Source organism: Bacillus sp. N3378-2at (assembly GCF_033412715.1).
Lineage (GTDB): Bacteria > Bacillota > Bacilli > Bacillales > Bacillaceae > Bacillus > Bacillus subtilis.
This window is the reverse complement of the sequence record NZ_CP117986.1, coordinates 1,635,894-1,654,282: the sequence shown is the minus strand read 5'-3', so window position 1 is coordinate 1,654,282 and position 18,389 is coordinate 1,635,894. Positions and strand designations below refer to the sequence as shown.

Below are 18,389 nucleotides of genomic sequence, written 5' to 3'. Positions count from 1 at the left end.
TTTTTCTTATTTGATAAAGCCGGATAAGTGGCTGTTGATATTATAGTCTTTTATCCGCCATTTTTCTTCTGCAAATTCAATGTTGCTGAGGCAGGCGTTGACGAGACGGGTGCTTTGAAGCTCCGGGTCACCGCCGGATATTTCTGTCAGCAGGGCGTGAATTGCCGCACCGTGCGCCACGATCAGCACCTTCTTGTTTGGATACGCCTGGTTCACTTTTGCCAAACCGCCCATCAGCCTGTCAGTGAGTTCTTCTAAGGTTTCCATATTCGGATAGATGTTATCTGGATAGCGCTTTGTCCGTTCCTCCAGCGGCATGCCCTCCGCGTCGCCGTAATCGCGTTCCTTAAAATCATCCATCTCGACTATCGGAAGATGCAGATATTCATTAATAATTTCCGCGGTTCTTTTCGCTCTTTTCAGCGGGCTCGTCACAATAATATCCCAAGAAAAGTCCTTTACATATTCTCCGGTTTCTCTTGCTTGGCGTTCACCTGTTGCGTTTAGCGGGATATCGGTTTTGCCTTGGCATTTTTGCTGCAGGTTCCAATCGGTTTCTCCATGTCTTACTAAACAAACGGCTGTCATAAAATCCCCTTCCTGACTTTATTCATATCGCTATTATACTAAATCGAAAGCGTGTGTCCTATGAAAAAGCCTATGCAAGAACTTCAAATAATAAAGCCAGTCCAATTCCGCCGCCGCTTCCGATGGCTGCAACAACATATTGACAGTCTGTCCGTCTTTTCGCTTCATAAAACAATCTGGTTACCAGAGCTGCACCTGATGCACCGTACGGATGGCCAAGAGCTAATGCGCCGCCGCGCACATTGATTTTTGAAAAGGGAATGCCGAGTTCTTGCGAGCAGACACAAATTTTGACGGCAAAGGCTTCATTGATTTCAAATAAACCGATATCCTCAGGTGTTACATCGTGTGTATGTAAGAGATTACGGATCGCATCAACCGGTGCCGCGGGCGGATAGTTGGGGTGAATCCCGCTGACAGCGCTGCCGATAAACCGAAGCACAGGCTTAAGTCCCAGGGCTGCCGCTTTTTCTTCTTCCATTACCAAAAGAGCCGCTGCTCCGTCTGCTATGCCACTGCTGTTGGCTGCTGTGACTGTTCCGGAGCTGGTGTCGAAAACCGGCTTTGCACGGGGAATAATCGCTTCTATTGGCCGCGTTTTCAAAAATGCTTCGTCCGTCTCCAATTCCCCGAGAGCAACAACTTCTTCACGGTAAAATCCTTCCTCATGCGCGTTCCTGCTGCGTTGATGGCTGAGAAGCGCGTACTCATCCTGCATGCTTCTGCTGATGGAATAGCGTGCAGCCGTATATTCTGCCGCAATGCCCATGTCTGGATCGCCGATCGCATCTGGAGAAAAGCGAGCCCGTTCTGAAAAAGGGGATTGGCTGCTGCTTTCTGAGCCGCCCGCGATATACATCGTGCCGGCTCCTGCTTGAATAAGGCTGCAGGCATAGCGCACAGCTTCAAGGCCGGAGCCGCACTGTCTGTCAATTGTCATTCCGGGAACTGATAAAGGCAGTCCGGCTTGAAGGGCTGACAGTCTGGCCAGGTTGCCGCCTCTGCCAGTAGCGTTTCCGAGAATGACCTCGTCAACTTGATCCTCTAGCTTTCGGCTGAGACAGCGGATGATGGGAGCCGCCAAATCCTCCGGCAGGAAGGGCTTCAGCAGTCCGTTTTGATTTCCAAAGATCGTTCGTTTTGCATCAATAATAACCGCATTCATTTATACTGTACACTCTCTTCCAGCCATTTTTTCACTCTGGAACGGGCAATTTTTCCGCTGCTCGTTTCCGGCAAGCTGTCTGCAAACACCCATTTTTTCGGAATTTTATAGGAGGCTAATTTCTGTTTACACCAGGCTTTCAGTGTTCTGGCATTAGCGTTTCCAAGAATGACAGCTACAGCGATTTCTCCCCAATACTCGTCGGGAATGCCAACGACAGCCGCGCTTTCAACCTCTGGGCAGGCGAGAAGCACACGTTCAATTTCTTCTGGGAAAATATTTAATCCTCCGTACACAATCATCCCGTTTTCTCTTCCTGATATGTATAGAAAGCCCTCTTCATCAACGTAGCCCATATCATCTACTGTCATCCATTCATCTGGTGTGCTGCCGTTCACATAGCCGGAAAACCTCATCGGGCTTTTGACAAATATTTTTCCGATTTCTCCTGGCTGGCAGCGTTCTCCTCCAGCGTTGAGGATTTCGATCCGGACATTATGAAAAGGGCGGCCCGCTGAATGCGGCTTCCGTTTGCTGTCTTCCGGTGAAGAAAACGTCACAAAACTAAGCTCTGATGTGCCGTAAAAATCGTACAGCTTGAGATGAGGCCATGCAGCGGCAAGCTTCTCCTTGGATTCTGCCGGCCAGTCTGCGCCGGATGAAATGATTTTGACGGGACTGTCGGGAAAACCCTCAATCCTTGCGAGGGCGTCTGTCATCGTCGGTACGGTATAGAGAACACTGATGGATTCACGGCACAGCCATTCCTTCGCTTTGGCAGGAGAAAACTTTTTCAGCAAACAAACGGTTCCTCCAAGAAACAAAGTGCTGACTGCCCCGTATAAGAAGTGAGAGGACATTAACGTCCCGGGAATCAATACCGTGTCATTTGATGAAATCGAAAAATCTGTTTCTGTACAGGTAAAGCTCTCTATCCATGAGCGGTGAGATCGCGTAAAGGCCTTCGGTTTTCCTGTCGAGCCCGACGTAAATCCCATATAAAAAGGGTGCTCCGGATCAATGGTAGGCAAGGGATCAGCGGTTGCTTCAGAAATATCTGCCATACAGTTATCCAGCAAAACAACAGGTGTCTGGCTATCTGTCAGTTTGTTTTTGAAAAAGGCTAAAGTAACCACAAGATCCGCATTGCTTATGGACAGCCGCTCCTTACATTCAGCCGGGCTCCAGCGTGTGTCGATGGGAATGGCTGTGCATCCAGCCGCTGTGGCTCCGGCAAACAGCTGTAAAAACGCCAGACTATTTGGGAGCAGGATCGCCACACGATTCGGCATGCTCGGCTGTGACCGCAGCCAATTTGCGGTTTGAGAGACAAGCCGATCCCAATCATGGTACGTGATTTGCTCCGATTCAGTCTGGATCGCTACACGGCCGGGCGATGTTTCGGCAGTAGATGAATAGGTATGAGTAATTGTCATGTAGTGTCATCCTCCTTTTGTAAACATCGTATCAGAAAGAGACAAGGCTTGAGTGATTTTTATCGCCAGAAATGCAGATACAGCCGCTTTTATCAAATCACCAGGCACATATGCAAGGCTCATGAAGGCGGCCTGTGACAAATCAATATGCATGATAAAAGCTTGTACCGGAATACCAAGCAGATAAATAAAGATGATGCCGAATACGATATGAGTGAAAAAGAGACGCAATACTGTCACCTTCCGCAGCCTGTTAGCGGCTAAACTGATCAGCCATGAAGCGAGGGGATAAGCAATCAAAAAGCCTGCGCTCGGTCCGAAAAACACACCAAAACCGCCTCGTCCGCCGGGCAACAGCGGCGCTCCGAAGGCGACGAGCAGCAAAAAGACAAGCTGGCTTAAGAAAGCAGACTTTGGCCTGAGAATGCTGCCTGCCAACATGACACCAAGTGTTTGCAATGTAATCGGAACAGGTGTAAAGGATAAGAAGAGAGGGGGCATAAAGCCGAGCACTGCCATCAGCGCGGTGAAAATCGCAATATGCATCATGTCGATTAATTTCAGCATGTGAAATCCTCCAAACAGTAATCAAATATGGTTATACAATAAATGCAGGTAATTATTATGTCAACTTATTTTTAATTTAAGTTTACATAATGAACGCAAAAAAACCGGCCGTATGGCAGACCGGTTTTTGATGGTTATTCTTCTGTCAGGATGACAAGCGAATCAACGGAAGCGGCCACATGGGAAACGGCGCGGCTGACTTCCTGAAGCCCTCCAAGAAAGGCTTGCAGATCGACGTCGATTTTGCCTGATTGCTCTTTGCTGATTTTCATGCTGTGGACGATTTCATCGAATAAGCGGTTAATTTGCGTCATTTTTTCTTTACTTTCGCTGACTAGCTCATTCACGTCTTTGATATGCTTGGATACAATGTTGATTTGTGTATTCGTATTGTTCACAAGCTCAGAAACAGTAGAGACGGTTTTTTTCGTATCCTCAGAAAGCTTCCGCACTTCATTTGCCACGACAGCAAAGCCTTTGCCGTGTTCTCCGGCGCGGGCGGATTCAATAGATGCATTGAGCGAGAGAAGGTTTGTTTGTTCAGCTATGCCTGTGACGATGCCGAAGATTTTTTCAATTTGCTGCGCGATTTCATCCAGCTTGACCATTTCTTTTTCGATTTGGACAAGGCTTGTGTCAATTTTGTTCATCTGTTTTTGCTGGACTTCTAGCTCTTTTTTTCCGCCGATCGACTTTTCTTCAACAGTGCTGGATGTTACAGTGCCGGCTTTGGATGCTTGAGAAATGCCTTCAGATTTGTCCACAAGCTCTTGAACTGATCTGCTTGTTTCTGAAAACAGATTGGCAATCGATCCAGAGGTTTCTTGAATTTTCTGATGAAGAAGGTTTTTCTTTTCTTCTTGTTCATCACGGGTCTGGTTGTACTCGCTTTGAAACGCTTCAAGGACAAGCTGCTGTTCTAAGTTCAAGATTTTTGTTGTTGCTTTAATGGCTTTTAGCAGTTCTTGCTGATTTGTAATGGACGCTTCATAAATGTCAATCATTGACAAAATGAGTTCTTGAAATGCGCCCATATACCATTTTGGCAGAAGGCCGATTCTTAAATGGATGGAGGCGATTCGGTTTCGCTTTTCAATGAATTCATCATCGATAACACCTGCAAACATTTCCTGAATATGCCGTTTTAACGTTTGTTTTAAGCGGTCAACTGAGCTGTGATCATTAATGATATCCATCAATGAGCTTTCATGGTCAAGATTTTTATAAAACGCATCGACGATGTATACGATATTTTCTTGAATCAGTGGCTGAAGCTGCTCTAACACGTAAAGCTCAGCATCTCCCAGCCTGACCATTTTGAGCTGTTTTTTGACATCTGCATGTTTGTTTGTGAGCTGAATGCGGTTTTTTTGCTGTCCGTTTGAATCTGAAAAGTAAGCTGTTTCTTGTTTTCTGTCTTTTTTAAATAACAATACAATGATCCCCCTTGGGAAAAATATAATTTTTACTTTTTGGCTTTTTAAGCCTTTTTCTTTTTTATCGGCCAAGGGAAACATGAATGAAGCTGCAGATGAAAAATATTTGAAAAACCGTTCATTAAAATGAACGGTTTAATCGAGATCTATTTGCTTTAATGGTTTAATGGCCGGACCCTCTACAACTTCGCCAGAAGGCTTAAAGCGTGATCCATGGCACGGACAATCCCACGTATGCTCACTGTCGTTCCACTCGACCTCGCAGCCTAAATGGGTACAAGTCGTATCAACGAAATGGAGGCAGCCTGTCTCATCCCGAAATGCTCCCGCTCGCCTGCCGTTTATGGTGACGGCTTTCCCTTCTCCTGACGCAATGTCTTCAAATTGGACATCTGGCTTTTCAAGCTTTCCTTTAATCAAATGCTTGGCGACATCTGCATTGTAGGAAATTACTTTCTGCAACCCGGGATTCAGATGGAAACGGGACGGCGTGAAAATGCTTTCGTATGGATTGTCTTTTTTCTCCACAAGGTCTGACAATAAAGTGGCGGCGATTGCTGAGGACGTCATGCCCCATTTTTTGAACCCGGTCGCTACTAGAATATTGTCCTCATTTTCAGACATCGGCCCGATAAATGGGATTTTGTCGATCGTCACTAGATCTTAGGTGGACCAATAATATGGAATGCTTTCGATGCCGATGGTGCTTTCGGCTAGTTGTCTCAGTGTTTCATAATGTGTAGACATGTCTTTTCCCTGCCCTGTTTTATGGCTTACTCCGCTGAAGAGAATCAGCTTTTCACCGTTTACAACCGTATAGCGGAGCGCCACTGACGGCTGATCGATACTCAAATACATGCCCTCGGGATACTCGATCTTCGGCTTGATGGCAAGGACATAAGATCTGTCGGAGTACATTCTCGCAGCATATAATCCGCCTCCGTCATAAAAAGGGAAGTGGGAACAGCATATGATAAAGCGGCTCTTAATGGCGTGCCGGCTTTTAGTTACCACTTCGGGCCTTTCGCCTTTTTTGATATCAAGCGCAACGGTCTCCTCATAAATTCGGCCGCCTTTTTGAACAATTTGCTCCAGAAGCGCTTTTAAGTATTGCAGCGGATGAAATTGAGCTTGATTCTTCATGACAAGCGCCAGCTTAGAACCTAAGGGAATTGGAAGATCCTTGACAAGGTCTCTTTCAATTCCGAGCTTTGTGTATGCCTCATGCTCGGTGCGGATTTTTTGAACAGCGTTTTCATTTGCCGTATAAAGATATGCGTCTTGCTCGATCCATTCGCATTCAATTTGATGTTCATCCACAATGCCTTTTATGTAATCGATTGCGTTTTGGTTTGCTTCATAATAAAGCCTCGCATGGTTTAATCCAAAATTGCGGATAAATTCGTCGTATATTATGTCATGCTGTGCGGTAACTTTAGCAGTTGTATGCGCAGTGGTTCCTTAAGAACCTGATTTGCTTTAATCAAAACGACACGGAAGCCTCTCTTCGTAAGTTCATATGCCGTTGTGATTCCTGTAATCCCGCCTCCGATAATGGTGATGTCACATTCAGTGTCCTCTTGAAGCGCAGGAAAAGAAGGCAGGTCAGTTGATGTTTTCCAGTATGTTTCAGGTGCTTCCTTTGCAAAATGTTGATTAGCCAAGCCGTTATACCTCCAATCAGATTTATTCTCCATATTCTATCTTTTCATACATAGGAAGCAGGTATTGTTCATAACATAATAAGGTTGAAAAGGAGTGATTTCATTGGCGAATCAAAAAAAGAAAACATTACCGCCTCAGCAACAGAACCAGCAGCCTGGTTTTGAATATCTTATGGACCCGCGTCCGGTTTTTGATAAGCCGAAGAAAGCGAAAAAATTAGAGGGCAAAACCGCTATTATTACTGGAGGAGACAGCGGGATTGGACGCGCTGTCTCGGTGTTATTCGCAAAAGAAGGGGCTAATGTGGTCATTGTTTATTTGAATGAACATCAGGACGCCGAGGAAACAAAGCAGTATGTAGAAAAGGAAGGGGTAAAATGCCTGCTGATTGCAGGAGATGTCGGGGATGAAGCGTTTTGCAATGATGTGGTCGGGCAGGCAAGCCAAGTGTTTCCATCCATTGATATATTGGTTAACAATGCAGCTGAGCAGCATGTCCAGCCCAGCATTGAAAAAATCACCAGCCACCAGCTGATCAGAACCTTCCAAACAAACATTTTTTCTATGTTTTACTTAACAAAGGCAGTGCTGCCTCATTTAAAAAAAGGGAGCTCTATTATTAATACCGCTTCAATTACCGCCTATAAAGGCAATAAAACGCTGATCGATTATTCAGCGACAAAAGGCGCGATCGTTACGTTTACAAGGTCCCTTTCCCAGTCGCTTGTTCAGCAGGGCATACGGGTCAATGCAGTGGCACCGGGTCCCATTTGGACACCGCTTATCCCGGCCAGCTTTGCCGCAAAAGACGTGGAAGTGTTTGGTTCAGACGTGCCGATGGAACGCCCGGGACAGCCGGTCGAAGTGGCGCCAAGCTATCTATACCTTGCCAGCGACGATTCCACATACGTCACAGGGCAGACGATTCACGTCAATGGCGGAACAATTGTGAACGGATAATAAAAAGCCAATCCTTGAAGGATTGGCTTATTCGCTCTGCTTGAGCGCTGCATATTCTTTAGAGAGCGTAAGAAACGCATCTTTATCTTTTTCGTCCAAGGCTTTGTTAATTTGGTCCGTCAGCATGGCAAGCCGACGGTTATACAAGGATTCATCGAGCACCATTTGAATGTAGATATCCGTCATTGTGACATCGAATTCTTTTGTTTTTTGCGTGTTGCGGGACTTCATGAGCTCAGTGTACGATTTTTTCTCTTTCATAAAGAATCCCCCCAATGCCTTTTTTATAGTATATGGATAACGGTCGAAAAAATCAATAAATTTTTATAATTTTTAGACAACTAATACTTGGCAATCTATCGACATATCCTGCAAAATGCCGTAAACCGGCAAGTCTTATGAAAGTAAAATCGGTTTATTACTAGTCATTTAGCACCATTAAATATCATTAAAAGATGATTTTATCTTAAATGTTAAAAAAACCTGTCGTTTTATAAAAACAGATGATAGATTATTAGTATAAATTTTGCAGAAAAAGGATGGAGGCCATAATATGAGTCAGAAAACAGACGCACCTTTAGAATCGTATGAAGTGAACGGCGCAACAATTGCCGTGCTGCCAGAAGAAATAGACGGCAAAATCTGTTCCAAAATTATTGAAAAAGATTGCGTGTTTTATGTCAACATGAAGCCGCTGCAAATTGTCGACAGAAGCTGCCGATTTTTTGGATCAAGCTATGCGGGAAGAAAAGCAGGAACTTATGAAGTGACAAAAATTTCACACAAGCCGCCAATCATGGTGGACCCTTCGAATCAAATCTTTTTATTCCCTACACTTTCTTCGACAAGACCCCAATGCGGCTGGATTTCCCATGTGCATGTAAAAGAATTCAAAGCGACTGAATTCGACGATACGGAAGTGACGTTTTCAAATGGGAAAACGATGGAGCTGCCGATCTCTTATAATTCGTTCGAGAACCAGGTATATCGAACAGCGTGGCTTAGAACCAAGTTCCAAGACAGAATCGACCACCGCGTGCCGAAAAGGCAGGAATTTATGCTGTACCCGAAGGAAGAGCGGACGAAGATGATTTATGATTTTATTTTGCGTGAGCTCGGGGAGCGGTATTAGAAAATAGAAAGGAGCTGACCCACAGGGCAGCTCCTTTCATAAACCTATGCCGTCGGAATTCCTCCGGTGATTCCGTATACCTGAGAGGTCACATAGCTTGAATTCTCTGAAGCTAGAAATACATAAACATCAGCCAATTCCGCTGGCTGCCCAGCGCGAGTTAATGGGGCTGGCGGCGTGCCTTGTCCGAATTTCGGGATGTTTTCCGTCGGCTGTCCGCCGGAAATTTGCAGCGGTGTCCAAATTGGTCCGGGCGCAACTGAATTTACTCTGATGCCTTTGGAAGCAAGCTGTTTTCCCAGTCCGACGGTAAAGCCGATAATGGCGTTTTTCGTTGCTGCGTAATCTAACAGCATCGGGCTTGGATTATAGCCTTCAACTGAGGTAGTTGTGATAATTGAAGCTCCCTCCGGCAAATACGGAAGCGCCGCTTTTACAACCCAGTAAAGGGAAAAGACGTTCACTTCAAATGTTTTATAGATTTGTTCAGTAGGCAGATCTTCGATGTTTTCGACTGCTTTCTGTTTGCCTGCAACGAGCGCTAGCACATCAAGTCCTCCGAGCTCCTGCTGCGCCTGTTTGACCAGATCTTGGCAAAAGGATTCGTCGCTCAAGTCTCCGGGGATCAGCACTGCTTTTCGACCTTCTGCTTCGATCAGTTCTTTTACCTCTTCAGCATCTGGCTGTTCCTCGGGCAAGTAGTTAATGGCCACATCGGCACCTTCTCTGGCGTAAGCAATTGCGGCAGCGCGGCCGATACCGGAATCGCCGCCCGTGACAAGCGCTTTTCGACCCGTTAGTTTACCTGATCTTTTGTAGCTTTTTTCTCCGCAATCAGGGACAGGCTTCATGTTCTTTTGCAGGCCTGGCGGTTCTTGATATTGTTCGGGAAATTCATCATGAAAAAATGCTTTTATAGGATTCGTAAGATTTGAATCAGACATCAGCAACGCTCCTTTTCTGTTTGGTGTACATTCGTATGTGTACCCCTGAGCATAAGCAGAAAAACATGTTTTGGCAGTTTGAATAGTGAAGGAAAAAGAAAACAAGAAAAAACAAAGCCTTCTTCCATATTTATCTTGTCAAATAAGACTATATGAATTATGATAAATTCGAGCTATAAATCAACTAAATATTGGGTGTTGAGGGAGTGAATCGTCATGAAAAAAGCGGTGGCGGTTTTGCTGTCACTCGGTCTCGTTTTCGGTTTTTCATACGGAGCTGACCATGTGGCGGAAGCCAAAACAAAGGTGAAGGTCTATAAGAACTGCAAGGAGTTAAACAAAGTATACAAAGGCGGAGTGGCCCGCACTTCGAAGGCGAAAAACAAAGGCGGAAAAACAAAGTACAAGCCTTACGTCTCTAAGGACCTTTATGATGCCAATAAAAACAAAGACCGCGATAAAGATCTTATCGCCTGTGAACGGTAAATAAGAAAAAGCAATCTGGTGTCCAGATTGCTTTTTCTATTGCTTAAGCCGCCTGATCGGCCGCAGCGCTTTTCGCCTTCCTTGTCATAAGGCTGACTGCCATCATGACCGTGATATTCAAAAGCAGGGCGACGATGCCTACATTCAAGTCTTTTGCGGCTTGCGGCAGAGCCGGAAATAAAGTGCCGATCGTCGTTTCAGTCATTGTAATATAAGTAACTGCTCCAACACCTGCAATAATGCCAGCGAAGGCCCCCTGTTTTGTCACCATATTATGCTTGAGCAGGCTGAACAAAAGGGCGGGGAATAGCTGTGTGACAAGGCTGTAGCCCATCAAAAGCAGCGTAACGATGGTATTCCCGCCTTTGAAGGTAAAATAAACCGAAATCAGCGCAATCACCGGCACTAAAAACTTAGCAAGAGCCGATACTTGCTGTTCTGTCGTGCGGGGCGCGATTACCTTGTACACATTTTTTGCAAACAGTGTGGAGGCGGACATTAAGATCATAGACCCTGGCACAAGTGCTGTCAGCAGTCCGGCAGCACCGATAATTCCGACAAACCAAGGGTCAAATGCTTGCAGAGACAGTTTCAAAAGCGACAAATCCCCGTCTGCGCCTTTCAGATCTGGAACTTGCAGGATAGCCGCAAAGCCGACGAAAAGGACGAAGAGCAGGACCAGCTGGTACAAAGGCATGATGATGGCGTTTTTACGAAAGACTTTTGGGTTTTCGGCTGAATACGAAGCGGAAAACGTGTGAGGCCACATGTAAAAACCAAGCGCTGTCAAGAGTACGGTTGAACTGAACCATGCCGCACTTTGTCCCGATTCGGGGAGCGTAAGAAAGCCAGGCTTTGCCGTTTCAATCTGCTGAAACATGTCTTGAAATCCGCCGTAGTAATGAATTGGCAAATACACACCTAAAAACAGAACGACAACCAGAATCATGATGTCTTTCACAACCGATATCCAGGCAGACCCGTGAATGCCGGAAACCATAACATAAACCGTGATGGAAATAGCGCCGATCCAGATGGCGGCGGTCGGGGTGATTTTGCCGTACGAGGTTTCCGATACAATCAGCCCGAGGCCTTTCAGCTGCAGTACAAGATAGGGAATGAGTGCGGCGATGCCGACCAGTGAAACGAGAATGCCAAGCAGCGGACTGTTGTATTTTTTTGTGAAAAAATCAGACTGCGACATTAGTTTATGCTGTTTCGCGTACGTCCAAACTGCTGGAAGAAGCCAGTAAGAAAGGATGTAGGCCAGACATCCGTAGGCGATGATATAAAAGGCTGGACCGCCCTTTCCGTAGGCCCAGCCGCTGCCGCCGAGAAACGTAAAAGTAGTATAAATTTCGCCTGCCATCAAAAGGAAGACGAACACAGTTCCGAAGCCGCGCCCTCCAACCGTCCACTGCTCCAGGTTCATGTCTTTTCCTTTTTGGGCGCGTATACCGAGAAAAATACTCAAGAGCAGGACACCGAAAATGATGATGAGAGCTGCATTCATTCTGCTTCCTCCTTTTTATTTTCCTTGTCGAGGACATACACAATCGCCATCAGCGCAGAGGTCAAAAGAGCCCACATCACAATATAGGCAAGAATAAACGGCATGCCGAACACGTAGGGGGTCACCTTATTTGCAAAAGGGATGCCGAGTAAGATACCGATAAAGGGCAAAGCGGCAAGAACGTGAATCAGTTTCATAGAATCCTCCTTCTATTTAGGATTGGGGTGTACAAGCCCAAGCGTACTGAAAATGATGTCGCAGATATGGCAGCACATGTCACTTTTTAGGGTGAAAGGCTGTGGTTCGAATTATAAATAAATTTATTTTGTTTGTATAGTGTGAATTGTCTGAAATTAATGCTCTGAATCGCCCGAAGAGGGAACGGGCAGTATGATTCAAAAGGCTCGGAGTCTGTCCGGGGCAAATAGATAGTATGTTAATAATTCGCTGACCTGCTCACGGATTCGCGGATTAAAATAGCGATGGTTTTCTTCATAACCGTCGATGACAAATGTATAGAGCGTAAAGGCTTCATCGCGTTCCGTCTCGCGGATTGCAATTTTTCTTTTCCTCAGTTCTTTTCTGACCTCCATCAAATCCTTTTGTGCTATTTTTAATGATTCGCTGATAAGCTGTTTATAAGGATGCTTCAATTTTAATGTGCTTTCTTCAATTCCGGCGAGATCACGGTTAAAAATCGTAATGGCCATGGGCAAAAAGAGAGCCCGTTCAATTAAATCGTATATTTCCTCCTGCAGATTTGGCATATTGACTCCTTCTTTCTAAGGGAACGTTTGTTCTATTTGTATTCTATATCGGCTGGTGAAATGTTTCAAGACAGAAAAAATCACCAAAACTTTTTAGTTTTCTGCTGATAATGTGTAGAATAAGGATAGACAAACCCGGTAAGGAGTATAAATGTTGGAGCATTTTTTATCCTATTTGACACAAGAACATTTAACTGAATTATTTCAAAGCTATAGGGCTTTCGGTCCGCTCATAGCTGTGCTGCTGCCTTTAATTGAAGCATTTCTCCCGTTTTTGCCGCTGATCGTGTTTGTGGTGGCGAATACGAACTCGTTTGGCTTGTGGGAAGGATTCATCCTGTCTTGGGCGGGATCAACTGCTGGTTCCATTCTCGTATTTTTGATTGTCCGTCAATACGGACAGAGAAAATTGCTTGGATTTATCCGCAGTCATCCGTCTGTAAGAAAGCTGATGTTATGGGTGGAAAGGCACGGCTTCGGTCCCATGTTTCTTCTGCTTTGTTTTCCATTTACACCGTCAGCCGCAGTGAATGTTGTTGCTGGTTTGTCAAGGATCGGAACGCGGCCGTTTATTTTGGCGGCAGCCTCGGGGAAGCTTGTCATGATTTTTATGATCAGCTTCATCGGATATGATCTGCACGCGCTGATTACACAGCCGATTCGAACGGTCATCGCCGTATTGGTGATCACTGTCTTATGGTATGTCGGCAAAAAGGTGGAGCGGTATCTGTATGTAAGAGCCAGTCAGCGTGAGCATGATGGAGGGAGACAGTAACATGAAAAAACGGTTTTGGTTTCTTGCCGGTGTAGTGTCCGTTGTTCTCGCCATTCAGGTTAAAAATGCTGTCTTTATTGATTACAAGGTAGAAGGCGTCAGTATGAACCCGACCTTCCAGGAAGGAAACGAATTGTTGGTCAATAAATTTTCGCATCGATTTAAAACCATCCATCGTTTTGACATCGTCCTTTTTAAAGGCCCTGATCATAAAGTGCTGATTAAACGGGTAATCGGCTTGCCCGGTGAAACGATCAAATATAAAGATGATCAGCTGTATGTGAACGGAAAGCAGGTTGCTGAGCCATTTTTGAAGCATTTGAAATCTGTTTCTGCCGGCAGCCATGTAACGGGTGATTTTTCTTTGAAAGATGTGACGGGAACAAGCAAGGTGCCGAAAGGAAAATATTTTGTCGTTGGAGATAATCGCATATACAGCTTCGACAGCCGGCATTTTGGTCCGATAAGAGAAAAAAATATTGTCGGTGTGATTTCTGATGCCGAATAAAAAGACGCTAATTGAAGAGGCGTCTTTTTGTATGCCGTTTGGAAAAATGTGTTGAAGAAAAATTTGTAAGGAGCTATAATCAATATTGTTACGCGCGTAACAAAAAAACGGTTGTTTTATGATTATGGGTTGTTTTTATTAGATTTTGTTCGTTTTGTATGAAACAAAAGGAGTGGTGAATGATGATGAAATATGAAGCAGTGATTATAGGAGGAGGGCCGGTCGGATTTATGCTGGCTTCTGAGCTTGCGATGGCCGGAGTAGGAACATGTGTGATTGAACGGCTTGAAAAACCTGTTCCGCATTCCAAGGCGTTGACGCTGCATCCCCGAACGCTGGAGCTTCTTGAGATGAGAGGGATTTTAGAGCGGTTCGTATCCAAGGGAAGCAAGATACCTTCCGGACATTTTTCAATGCTGGATACCCGTCTGGATTTTTCAGGCTTGGATACGAGCTGTCCTTACACGCTTTTGCTCCCGCAGTCAAAAACAGAAAAGCTGCTTGAAGATCATGCACGAAGCCTGGGAACAGAGGTGTTTCGGGGTGCAGAGGCGCTGGCGGTTACGCAAAACGGGGAAGAGGTCCAAACAATTTTTAAGGATCGGGACGGCAGTGTACGGACAATCACAAGCAAGTTTGCCATTGGTGCAGATGGCGCCGGAAGTACCGTCCGGAAACAGGCGAAAATTGAGTTTCCGGGAACAGACAGCACTGTCACCGCTGCGCTTGGGGATGTGGCGCTCCTTTCTCCGCCGCCGTCAGGCGTGCTGTCCCTTTGCACAAAAGAGGGCGGTGTTATGATTGTTCCGTTATCTCCAGACCGATACCGTGTCGTTGTGATCAGTCCTTATCGCACGCAAACGCCGAAAGATGTGCCTGTGACTGAGGAAGAGCTGAAAGCTGACCTCCTGCGAATTTGCGGAACTGACTTCGGTTTAACCGACCCTTCGTGGATGTCGCGGTTCGGGAACGCCGCGCGCCAAGCGAAACGGTATCGGGACGGCAGAATCTTTCTTGCGGGTGATGCCGCGCATATTCATTTTCCAGCGGGCGGGCAAGGACTGAATGTCGGCCTTCAGGATGCAATGAACCTCGGGTGGAAACTGGCGGCGGCCATCAAAGGCTCTGCGCCTTCGTGGCTTTTGGACAGCTACCATGACGAGCGGCACCCGGCAGCTGAAGGGCTCCTCAGAAACACGGAGGCACAGACAAAGCTGATCGATTTCACTCAAGCAGGCCTCCATTTGCGAAGCATGATGTCGGAGCTGCTGGCCTTCCCTGATGTGAATCGATATGTAGCGGGGCAAATTTCTGCGCTCGATGTCAGATATGAAGCTGATCGTACCATGCCGCCGAATCGTTTGAACGGGGCAAGGCTCCCTGACATGAAGCTGATTCTTTCCGACGGCAATTCGGAACGGCTGTACAGCTTTCTCCAAAACGGGACATTCGTTTTGCTGTCATTGAGGCAGGAAGCTGATGATCATATCGAAGTGAAAGGCTTATGTACGGTAACCGCCTCGCTTGCAGAACCGAATGAAAAGTTGCGGGATGTGCATACCATATTGATTCGTCCCGATGGACATGTAGCCTGGGCGGTGGATGCCTCAGCGCCCGATTGTACCCAGGTGATTCAAAAAGGAATCAGCCGCTGGTTTTCCGTCACCAGCCGAGTATAATTCAATTCGATTGTTTCATCTGTAACAAAACGGTATGATAGAAGAAACAATCGAATGAAAAAGGATGGAAAACCCGATGAACACAGATCATACAAAACGCAATCTTTTTGAATTGTATGCGGAGCTCATTCATCAGCAGGAGAAATGGGAGGGGCTTATTAAAGCCTTTTTATCTGACGAATTGAGGAAGCTGGATGTAGAGCACGGGAGTAAATCTCAATTGACGATGACAGAAATTCATGTTCTATCTTGTGTCGGGGACAATGAACCAATTAATGTCACGTCGATAGCAGAAAAAATGAATACGACAAAAGCGACTGTATCACGCATCAGCACAAAATTGCTCGGCGCAGGCTTCCTTCACAGAACACAGCTCAGCGATAATAAAAAGGAGGTCTACTTCCGATTGACGCCTGCTGGAAAAAAGCTGCACAGTTTGCACAAATATTATCATCAGAAGGCTGAACAGCGTTTTCTGTCATTTTTTGACCGCTATACCGAGGAAGAGATTCTTTTTGCGGAACGGCTGTTTCGGGATCTGGTGACAAAATGGTATCCGTCGTCAGAAGAAATTGAAGGGGGGCTTCCTAGCATTTTTAAATAAAAAACACGCACTGAGGTGCGTGTTTTTCACGTTTCTTCTTTCTTTTTCAAGATTGTAACGTAAATCAGATTTCCTCCGACTAAAATCATAAGCGGCAGTCCAGGGGAGCCGGATGTCACCAAATTATAAATCAGCCAGATTCCTAAACATATTCCATAATATAAGTGCATTGCCTTCTCGGGATTGTCGCGCAGCAAACTTCCTTTAATAATCTTTTTCATCATATCGCCCCTATTAATTTTAGGATTTCCCTTTAGTTTACATGCATCTTCGGTTCATCTCAAAATTTGCTCTTTGGCTTTTGATGCTCTCAAAATATTTCGAGGGAATTTTAGAATTATTTTTTTACAGATATGTTTTCTGATAGCTCTGCCCACTTCTATCATCTACTATCTCCCTTGCTAAAACACTGTTTTCTCCATATAAACAAGGAAAGACCTTCTGTAGCAAGCCACCTATTTAGTCCTTTTATTTCCTCTTGGGAGGAATGTCTCACTTTCTATTTCGGCTAATACTCCCATAGAATCAACAAATGTAATACTTGTTTCATTTTCACGCATAAGAATTTTCGTACCCCCACTTAATAGACCCTGTCATTTCTCAGCTAAGTCTGTTGTTAACTTGCCAATATCTTCTGCAGAGATGCCGTACCATCCAACAATTCGTTATGAATCAACCTATTCTGAAATTGGTCAGAGATCTCTAGAATACCCAAGTAACTTGTGATTTTACTTTCTAATAATTGGAACCACTGATCTTTTTCACTCAATGTATCTTCTATATATATAAATTTGTACATGTATTTACCTCAATTCATTCATTTGTTTTATTTTTATTTGAAAAGTAAAAAGAGGACATTAAGTCCTCTTCTTACTTACGATATGTCTATTAGTATCTTTCATTTACACGTGTTTTTGATGCTTTGTTTTCAAGTGAAATAGGGTCTTCTGTTTTAGTTCTCCTAATCTTTACAGAAATACCTACTAGAATGACCGCCATAGTTGTAAATATTCCCATGGTTAATAAGATCGTATCCTGATTTAAACTCCATCCAATTAAGAAAGAGATGATCGCTCCTCCGAAACTTGCCGAGGCAATAAATAAACTTGTAACTTCGTCAACGTACTTCTGAATAATGATTGATGCTAGTGTTAAAGCAATGGGAAATATACCCGCTATACTTAGGCCAATCAAAAATGTACCACCCAATTGAAGTATTGGGTTACTTATATAAGAGAAGGCAATCAACAAAACAATTAAACAACTACAGCTAAAAAGGAGGTATTTGGAAAAATCGAGCCTTCTACTTACTAAACCAATCAATATTCTTCCTATGATGATCCCTACCCAGAAAAAGGAGACACTTATAAGACTAATTTGTTCATTGTCTTGGTTTATCATGATTGAAGGTAAAAAGTTGGCAAAATTTGTTTCAATTCCAGCATATAGGAAAGCAAAAAATACAAAAAAGCCTAATTGCTTTGATTTTTTTCTATCTCCTATAAAGTATTGAAATGCTCCTCCATCTGGAAAGGTCACTTGTTGGTTGGCATTCTTAGCGTACTTTCGGTTCTTGGACAAGAAAATTAACCACCCTACGAATAGGACGAATAAAAAGGTGAATATACAGTAATACGGTAAAAACCAGTTATTGATATCTATGAAGGAATTAATTAATAATGGGAAAGATAAAGCGCCTAATCCAAAGAGAACTTCCAGCTTACTCATTTTTTCTGCATTACTTTCGAAATTAGCAATAACAAATGAACCAACTGTCGTTTCTAATGTGCCTGCCCCATATCCTAAGAGAAAAGCCATTACAATAATATAATACCAATCCTTAGTTAGAAAAAAGATGCTTAACGCTGCAAGCATTATTGTCAAAGCTAAAGTAAGTGTCCTAAAATGACTGTATTTCTTAATCATTAACGGTGCGATTAATACTCCGCTTAGAAATCCGGTAAACTGAAAGAAGATTATGACCGAAATATCATCTGTTGTCTTGTTAAAAGACTCTAATAGAAATGGTGTCAAACTCCCTGTTGATATATGGATAATGCCTACTGTAAAAAAGAAAGCATATCCAAATAAATATGTCCCTCTTAACATTCATTACACCCCTATATGAAAAAGCAGGAAAATAAATTCCTGCTTTTTTAGTAAC

At 44.4% G+C, this 18,389-nt stretch carries 19 protein-coding genes and 2 pseudogenes; 7 read left to right on the top strand and 14 right to left on the bottom strand.

Going from position 1 to position 18,389, the window contains the following annotated elements; translation table 11 throughout:
- Window positions 1–6 precede the first annotated feature (6 nt).
- The 7 genes and pseudogenes from phoE to PUN35_RS09070 all read right to left on the bottom strand — a co-directional run bounded on the left by phoE (window position 7) and on the right by PUN35_RS09070 (window position 6,856).
- On the bottom strand, window positions 7–588 hold the full coding sequence (gene phoE, locus PUN35_RS09095) for a phosphatase PhoE (protein ID WP_003233157.1): 582 nt from the start codon (window positions 586–588) through the stop codon (window positions 7–9).
- 70 nt (window positions 589–658) lie between these two features.
- Window positions 659–1,753, bottom strand: a complete 1,095-nt coding sequence (locus PUN35_RS09090; protein ID WP_014479365.1) for an acetyl-CoA C-acyltransferase — start codon at window positions 1,751–1,753, stop codon at window positions 659–661.
- The gene (locus PUN35_RS09085; protein WP_014479366.1) at window positions 1,750–3,189 is read right to left on the bottom strand and encodes an acyl-CoA synthetase; all 1,440 of its coding nucleotides are present in this window, start codon (window positions 3,187–3,189) and stop codon (window positions 1,750–1,752) included. Before PUN35_RS09085 ends, PUN35_RS09090 begins: the two co-directional genes overlap by 4 nt.
- A gap of 6 nt (window positions 3,190–3,195) precedes the next feature.
- Window positions 3,196–3,756 (bottom strand): biotin transporter BioY, encoded by a 561-nt coding sequence (locus tag PUN35_RS09080; protein WP_003233151.1) that lies wholly within the window; start codon window positions 3,754–3,756, stop codon window positions 3,196–3,198.
- 134 nt (window positions 3,757–3,890) lie between these two features.
- Window positions 3,891–4,688 (bottom strand): methyl-accepting chemotaxis protein, encoded by a 798-nt coding sequence (locus tag PUN35_RS22480; RefSeq protein ID WP_396125290.1) that lies wholly within the window; start codon window positions 4,686–4,688, stop codon window positions 3,891–3,893.
- A gap of 6 nt (window positions 4,689–4,694) precedes the next feature.
- A pseudogene (gene hemAT, locus PUN35_RS22475) lies at window positions 4,695–5,072 on the bottom strand (heme-based aerotactic transducer HemAT); the annotation flags it as partial.
- Between the two features lie 255 nt (window positions 5,073–5,327).
- A pseudogene (locus PUN35_RS09070) lies at window positions 5,328–6,856 on the bottom strand (FAD-dependent oxidoreductase).
- A gap of 103 nt (window positions 6,857–6,959) precedes the next feature.
- Between PUN35_RS09070 and PUN35_RS09065 the strand changes: the two are divergent.
- Entirely contained in the window at window positions 6,960–7,817 is an 858-nt protein-coding gene (locus PUN35_RS09065; RefSeq protein WP_014479371.1) for an SDR family oxidoreductase, read from the top strand.
- A 27-nt stretch (window positions 7,818–7,844) separates the two neighbouring features.
- Here the strand turns inward: PUN35_RS09065 and PUN35_RS09060 are convergent, their stop codons facing one another.
- Window positions 7,845–8,078 (bottom strand): IDEAL domain-containing protein, encoded by a 234-nt coding sequence (locus tag PUN35_RS09060; RefSeq protein ID WP_003233142.1) that lies wholly within the window; start codon window positions 8,076–8,078, stop codon window positions 7,845–7,847.
- A 292-nt stretch (window positions 8,079–8,370) separates the two neighbouring features.
- On the opposite strand from PUN35_RS09060, the gene comK reads away from it, so the two are divergent.
- Complete coding sequence (comK, locus tag PUN35_RS09055) at window positions 8,371–8,949, top strand: competence transcription factor ComK (protein ID WP_003245329.1); 579 nt, start codon at window positions 8,371–8,373, stop codon at window positions 8,947–8,949.
- A gap of 44 nt (window positions 8,950–8,993) precedes the next feature.
- On the opposite strand, the gene PUN35_RS09050 is transcribed toward comK, so the two are convergent.
- Complete coding sequence (locus tag PUN35_RS09050; protein WP_014479372.1) at window positions 8,994–9,893, bottom strand: SDR family oxidoreductase; 900 nt, start codon at window positions 9,891–9,893, stop codon at window positions 8,994–8,996.
- Window positions 9,894–10,109: 216 nt separating this feature from the next.
- Here PUN35_RS09050 and PUN35_RS09045 point away from each other — a divergent pair, with 216 nt between their 5' ends.
- Entirely contained in the window at window positions 10,110–10,379 is a 270-nt protein-coding gene (locus tag PUN35_RS09045) for an excalibur calcium-binding domain-containing protein (RefSeq protein ID WP_014479373.1), read from the top strand.
- A gap of 43 nt (window positions 10,380–10,422) precedes the next feature.
- Here the strand turns inward: PUN35_RS09045 and PUN35_RS09040 are convergent, their stop codons facing one another.
- From PUN35_RS09040 to PUN35_RS09030, 3 genes are all read right to left on the bottom strand, one after another.
- Window positions 10,423–11,892, bottom strand: a complete 1,470-nt coding sequence (locus PUN35_RS09040) for a sodium:solute symporter family protein (protein WP_014479374.1) — start codon at window positions 11,890–11,892, stop codon at window positions 10,423–10,425.
- Window positions 11,889–12,089, bottom strand: coding sequence for a DUF3311 domain-containing protein (locus tag PUN35_RS09035; RefSeq protein WP_003224377.1), 201 nt, complete (start codon window positions 12,087–12,089; stop codon window positions 11,889–11,891). Before PUN35_RS09035 ends, PUN35_RS09040 begins: the two co-directional genes overlap by 4 nt.
- A gap of 198 nt (window positions 12,090–12,287) precedes the next feature.
- On the bottom strand, window positions 12,288–12,659 hold the full coding sequence (locus tag PUN35_RS09030) for a YhjD family protein (protein WP_014476361.1): 372 nt from the start codon (window positions 12,657–12,659) through the stop codon (window positions 12,288–12,290).
- 151 nt (window positions 12,660–12,810) lie between these two features.
- Between PUN35_RS09030 and PUN35_RS09025 the strand changes: the two genes are divergently transcribed.
- The 4 genes from PUN35_RS09025 to PUN35_RS09010 all read left to right on the top strand — a co-directional run bounded on the left by PUN35_RS09025 (window position 12,811) and on the right by PUN35_RS09010 (window position 16,225).
- Complete coding sequence (locus tag PUN35_RS09025; RefSeq protein ID WP_014479375.1) at window positions 12,811–13,434, top strand: TVP38/TMEM64 family protein; 624 nt, start codon at window positions 12,811–12,813, stop codon at window positions 13,432–13,434.
- A 1-nt stretch (window position 13,435) separates the two neighbouring features.
- Window positions 13,436–13,942, top strand: coding sequence for a signal peptidase I (lepB, locus tag PUN35_RS09020; protein WP_003233128.1), 507 nt, complete (start codon window positions 13,436–13,438; stop codon window positions 13,940–13,942).
- Between the two features lie 179 nt (window positions 13,943–14,121).
- Window positions 14,122–15,621, top strand: coding sequence for a monooxygenase (locus PUN35_RS09015; RefSeq protein ID WP_014479376.1), 1,500 nt, complete (start codon window positions 14,122–14,124; stop codon window positions 15,619–15,621).
- Window positions 15,622–15,697: 76 nt separating this feature from the next.
- Complete coding sequence (locus tag PUN35_RS09010) at window positions 15,698–16,225, top strand: MarR family transcriptional regulator (protein ID WP_003245853.1); 528 nt, start codon at window positions 15,698–15,700, stop codon at window positions 16,223–16,225.
- Window positions 16,226–16,251: 26 nt separating this feature from the next.
- Here PUN35_RS09010 and PUN35_RS09005 read toward each other — a convergent pair whose 3' ends face one another.
- Both PUN35_RS09005 and glcP read right to left on the bottom strand, forming a co-directional pair.
- Window positions 16,252–16,449 (bottom strand): hypothetical protein, encoded by a 198-nt coding sequence (locus tag PUN35_RS09005; RefSeq protein ID WP_014479377.1) that lies wholly within the window; start codon window positions 16,447–16,449, stop codon window positions 16,252–16,254.
- A 664-nt stretch (window positions 16,450–17,113) separates the two neighbouring features.
- Entirely contained in the window at window positions 17,114–18,334 is a 1,221-nt protein-coding gene (glcP, locus tag PUN35_RS09000) for a glucose/mannose transporter GlcP (protein ID WP_014479378.1), read from the bottom strand.
- Window positions 18,335–18,389: the final 55 nt, after the last annotated feature.

Coding starts and splice junctions, on each gene's coding strand:
- phoE (WP_003233157.1), bottom strand. CDS start 588: ATGACAGCCGTTTGTTTAGTAAGACATGGAGAAACCGATTGGAACCTG.
- PUN35_RS09090 (WP_014479365.1), bottom strand. CDS start 1,753: ATGAATGCGGTTATTATTGATGCAAAACGAACGATCTTTGGAAATCAA.
- PUN35_RS09085 (WP_014479366.1), bottom strand. CDS start 3,189: ATGACAATTACTCATACCTATTCATCTACTGCCGAAACATCGCCCGGC.
- PUN35_RS09080 (WP_003233151.1), bottom strand. CDS start 3,756: ATGCTGAAATTAATCGACATGATGCATATTGCGATTTTCACCGCGCTG.
- PUN35_RS09060 (WP_003233142.1), bottom strand. CDS start 8,078: ATGAAAGAGAAAAAATCGTACACTGAGCTCATGAAGTCCCGCAACACG.
- comK (WP_003245329.1), top strand. CDS start 8,371: ATGAGTCAGAAAACAGACGCACCTTTAGAATCGTATGAAGTGAACGGC.
- PUN35_RS09050 (WP_014479372.1), bottom strand. CDS start 9,893: ATGTCTGATTCAAATCTTACGAATCCTATAAAAGCATTTTTTCATGAT.
- PUN35_RS09045 (WP_014479373.1), top strand. CDS start 10,110: ATGAAAAAAGCGGTGGCGGTTTTGCTGTCACTCGGTCTCGTTTTCGGT.
- PUN35_RS09040 (WP_014479374.1), bottom strand. CDS start 11,892: ATGAATGCAGCTCTCATCATCATTTTCGGTGTCCTGCTCTTGAGTATT.
- PUN35_RS09035 (WP_003224377.1), bottom strand. CDS start 12,089: ATGAAACTGATTCACGTTCTTGCCGCTTTGCCCTTTATCGGTATCTTA.
- PUN35_RS09030 (WP_014476361.1), bottom strand. CDS start 12,659: ATGCCAAATCTGCAGGAGGAAATATACGATTTAATTGAACGGGCTCTC.
- PUN35_RS09025 (WP_014479375.1), top strand. CDS start 12,811: ATGTTGGAGCATTTTTTATCCTATTTGACACAAGAACATTTAACTGAA.
- lepB (WP_003233128.1), top strand. CDS start 13,436: ATGAAAAAACGGTTTTGGTTTCTTGCCGGTGTAGTGTCCGTTGTTCTC.
- PUN35_RS09015 (WP_014479376.1), top strand. CDS start 14,122: ATGATGATGAAATATGAAGCAGTGATTATAGGAGGAGGGCCGGTCGGA.
- PUN35_RS09010 (WP_003245853.1), top strand. CDS start 15,698: ATGAACACAGATCATACAAAACGCAATCTTTTTGAATTGTATGCGGAG.
- PUN35_RS09005 (WP_014479377.1), bottom strand. CDS start 16,449: ATGATGAAAAAGATTATTAAAGGAAGTTTGCTGCGCGACAATCCCGAG.
- glcP (WP_014479378.1), bottom strand. CDS start 18,334: ATGTTAAGAGGGACATATTTATTTGGATATGCTTTCTTTTTTACAGTA.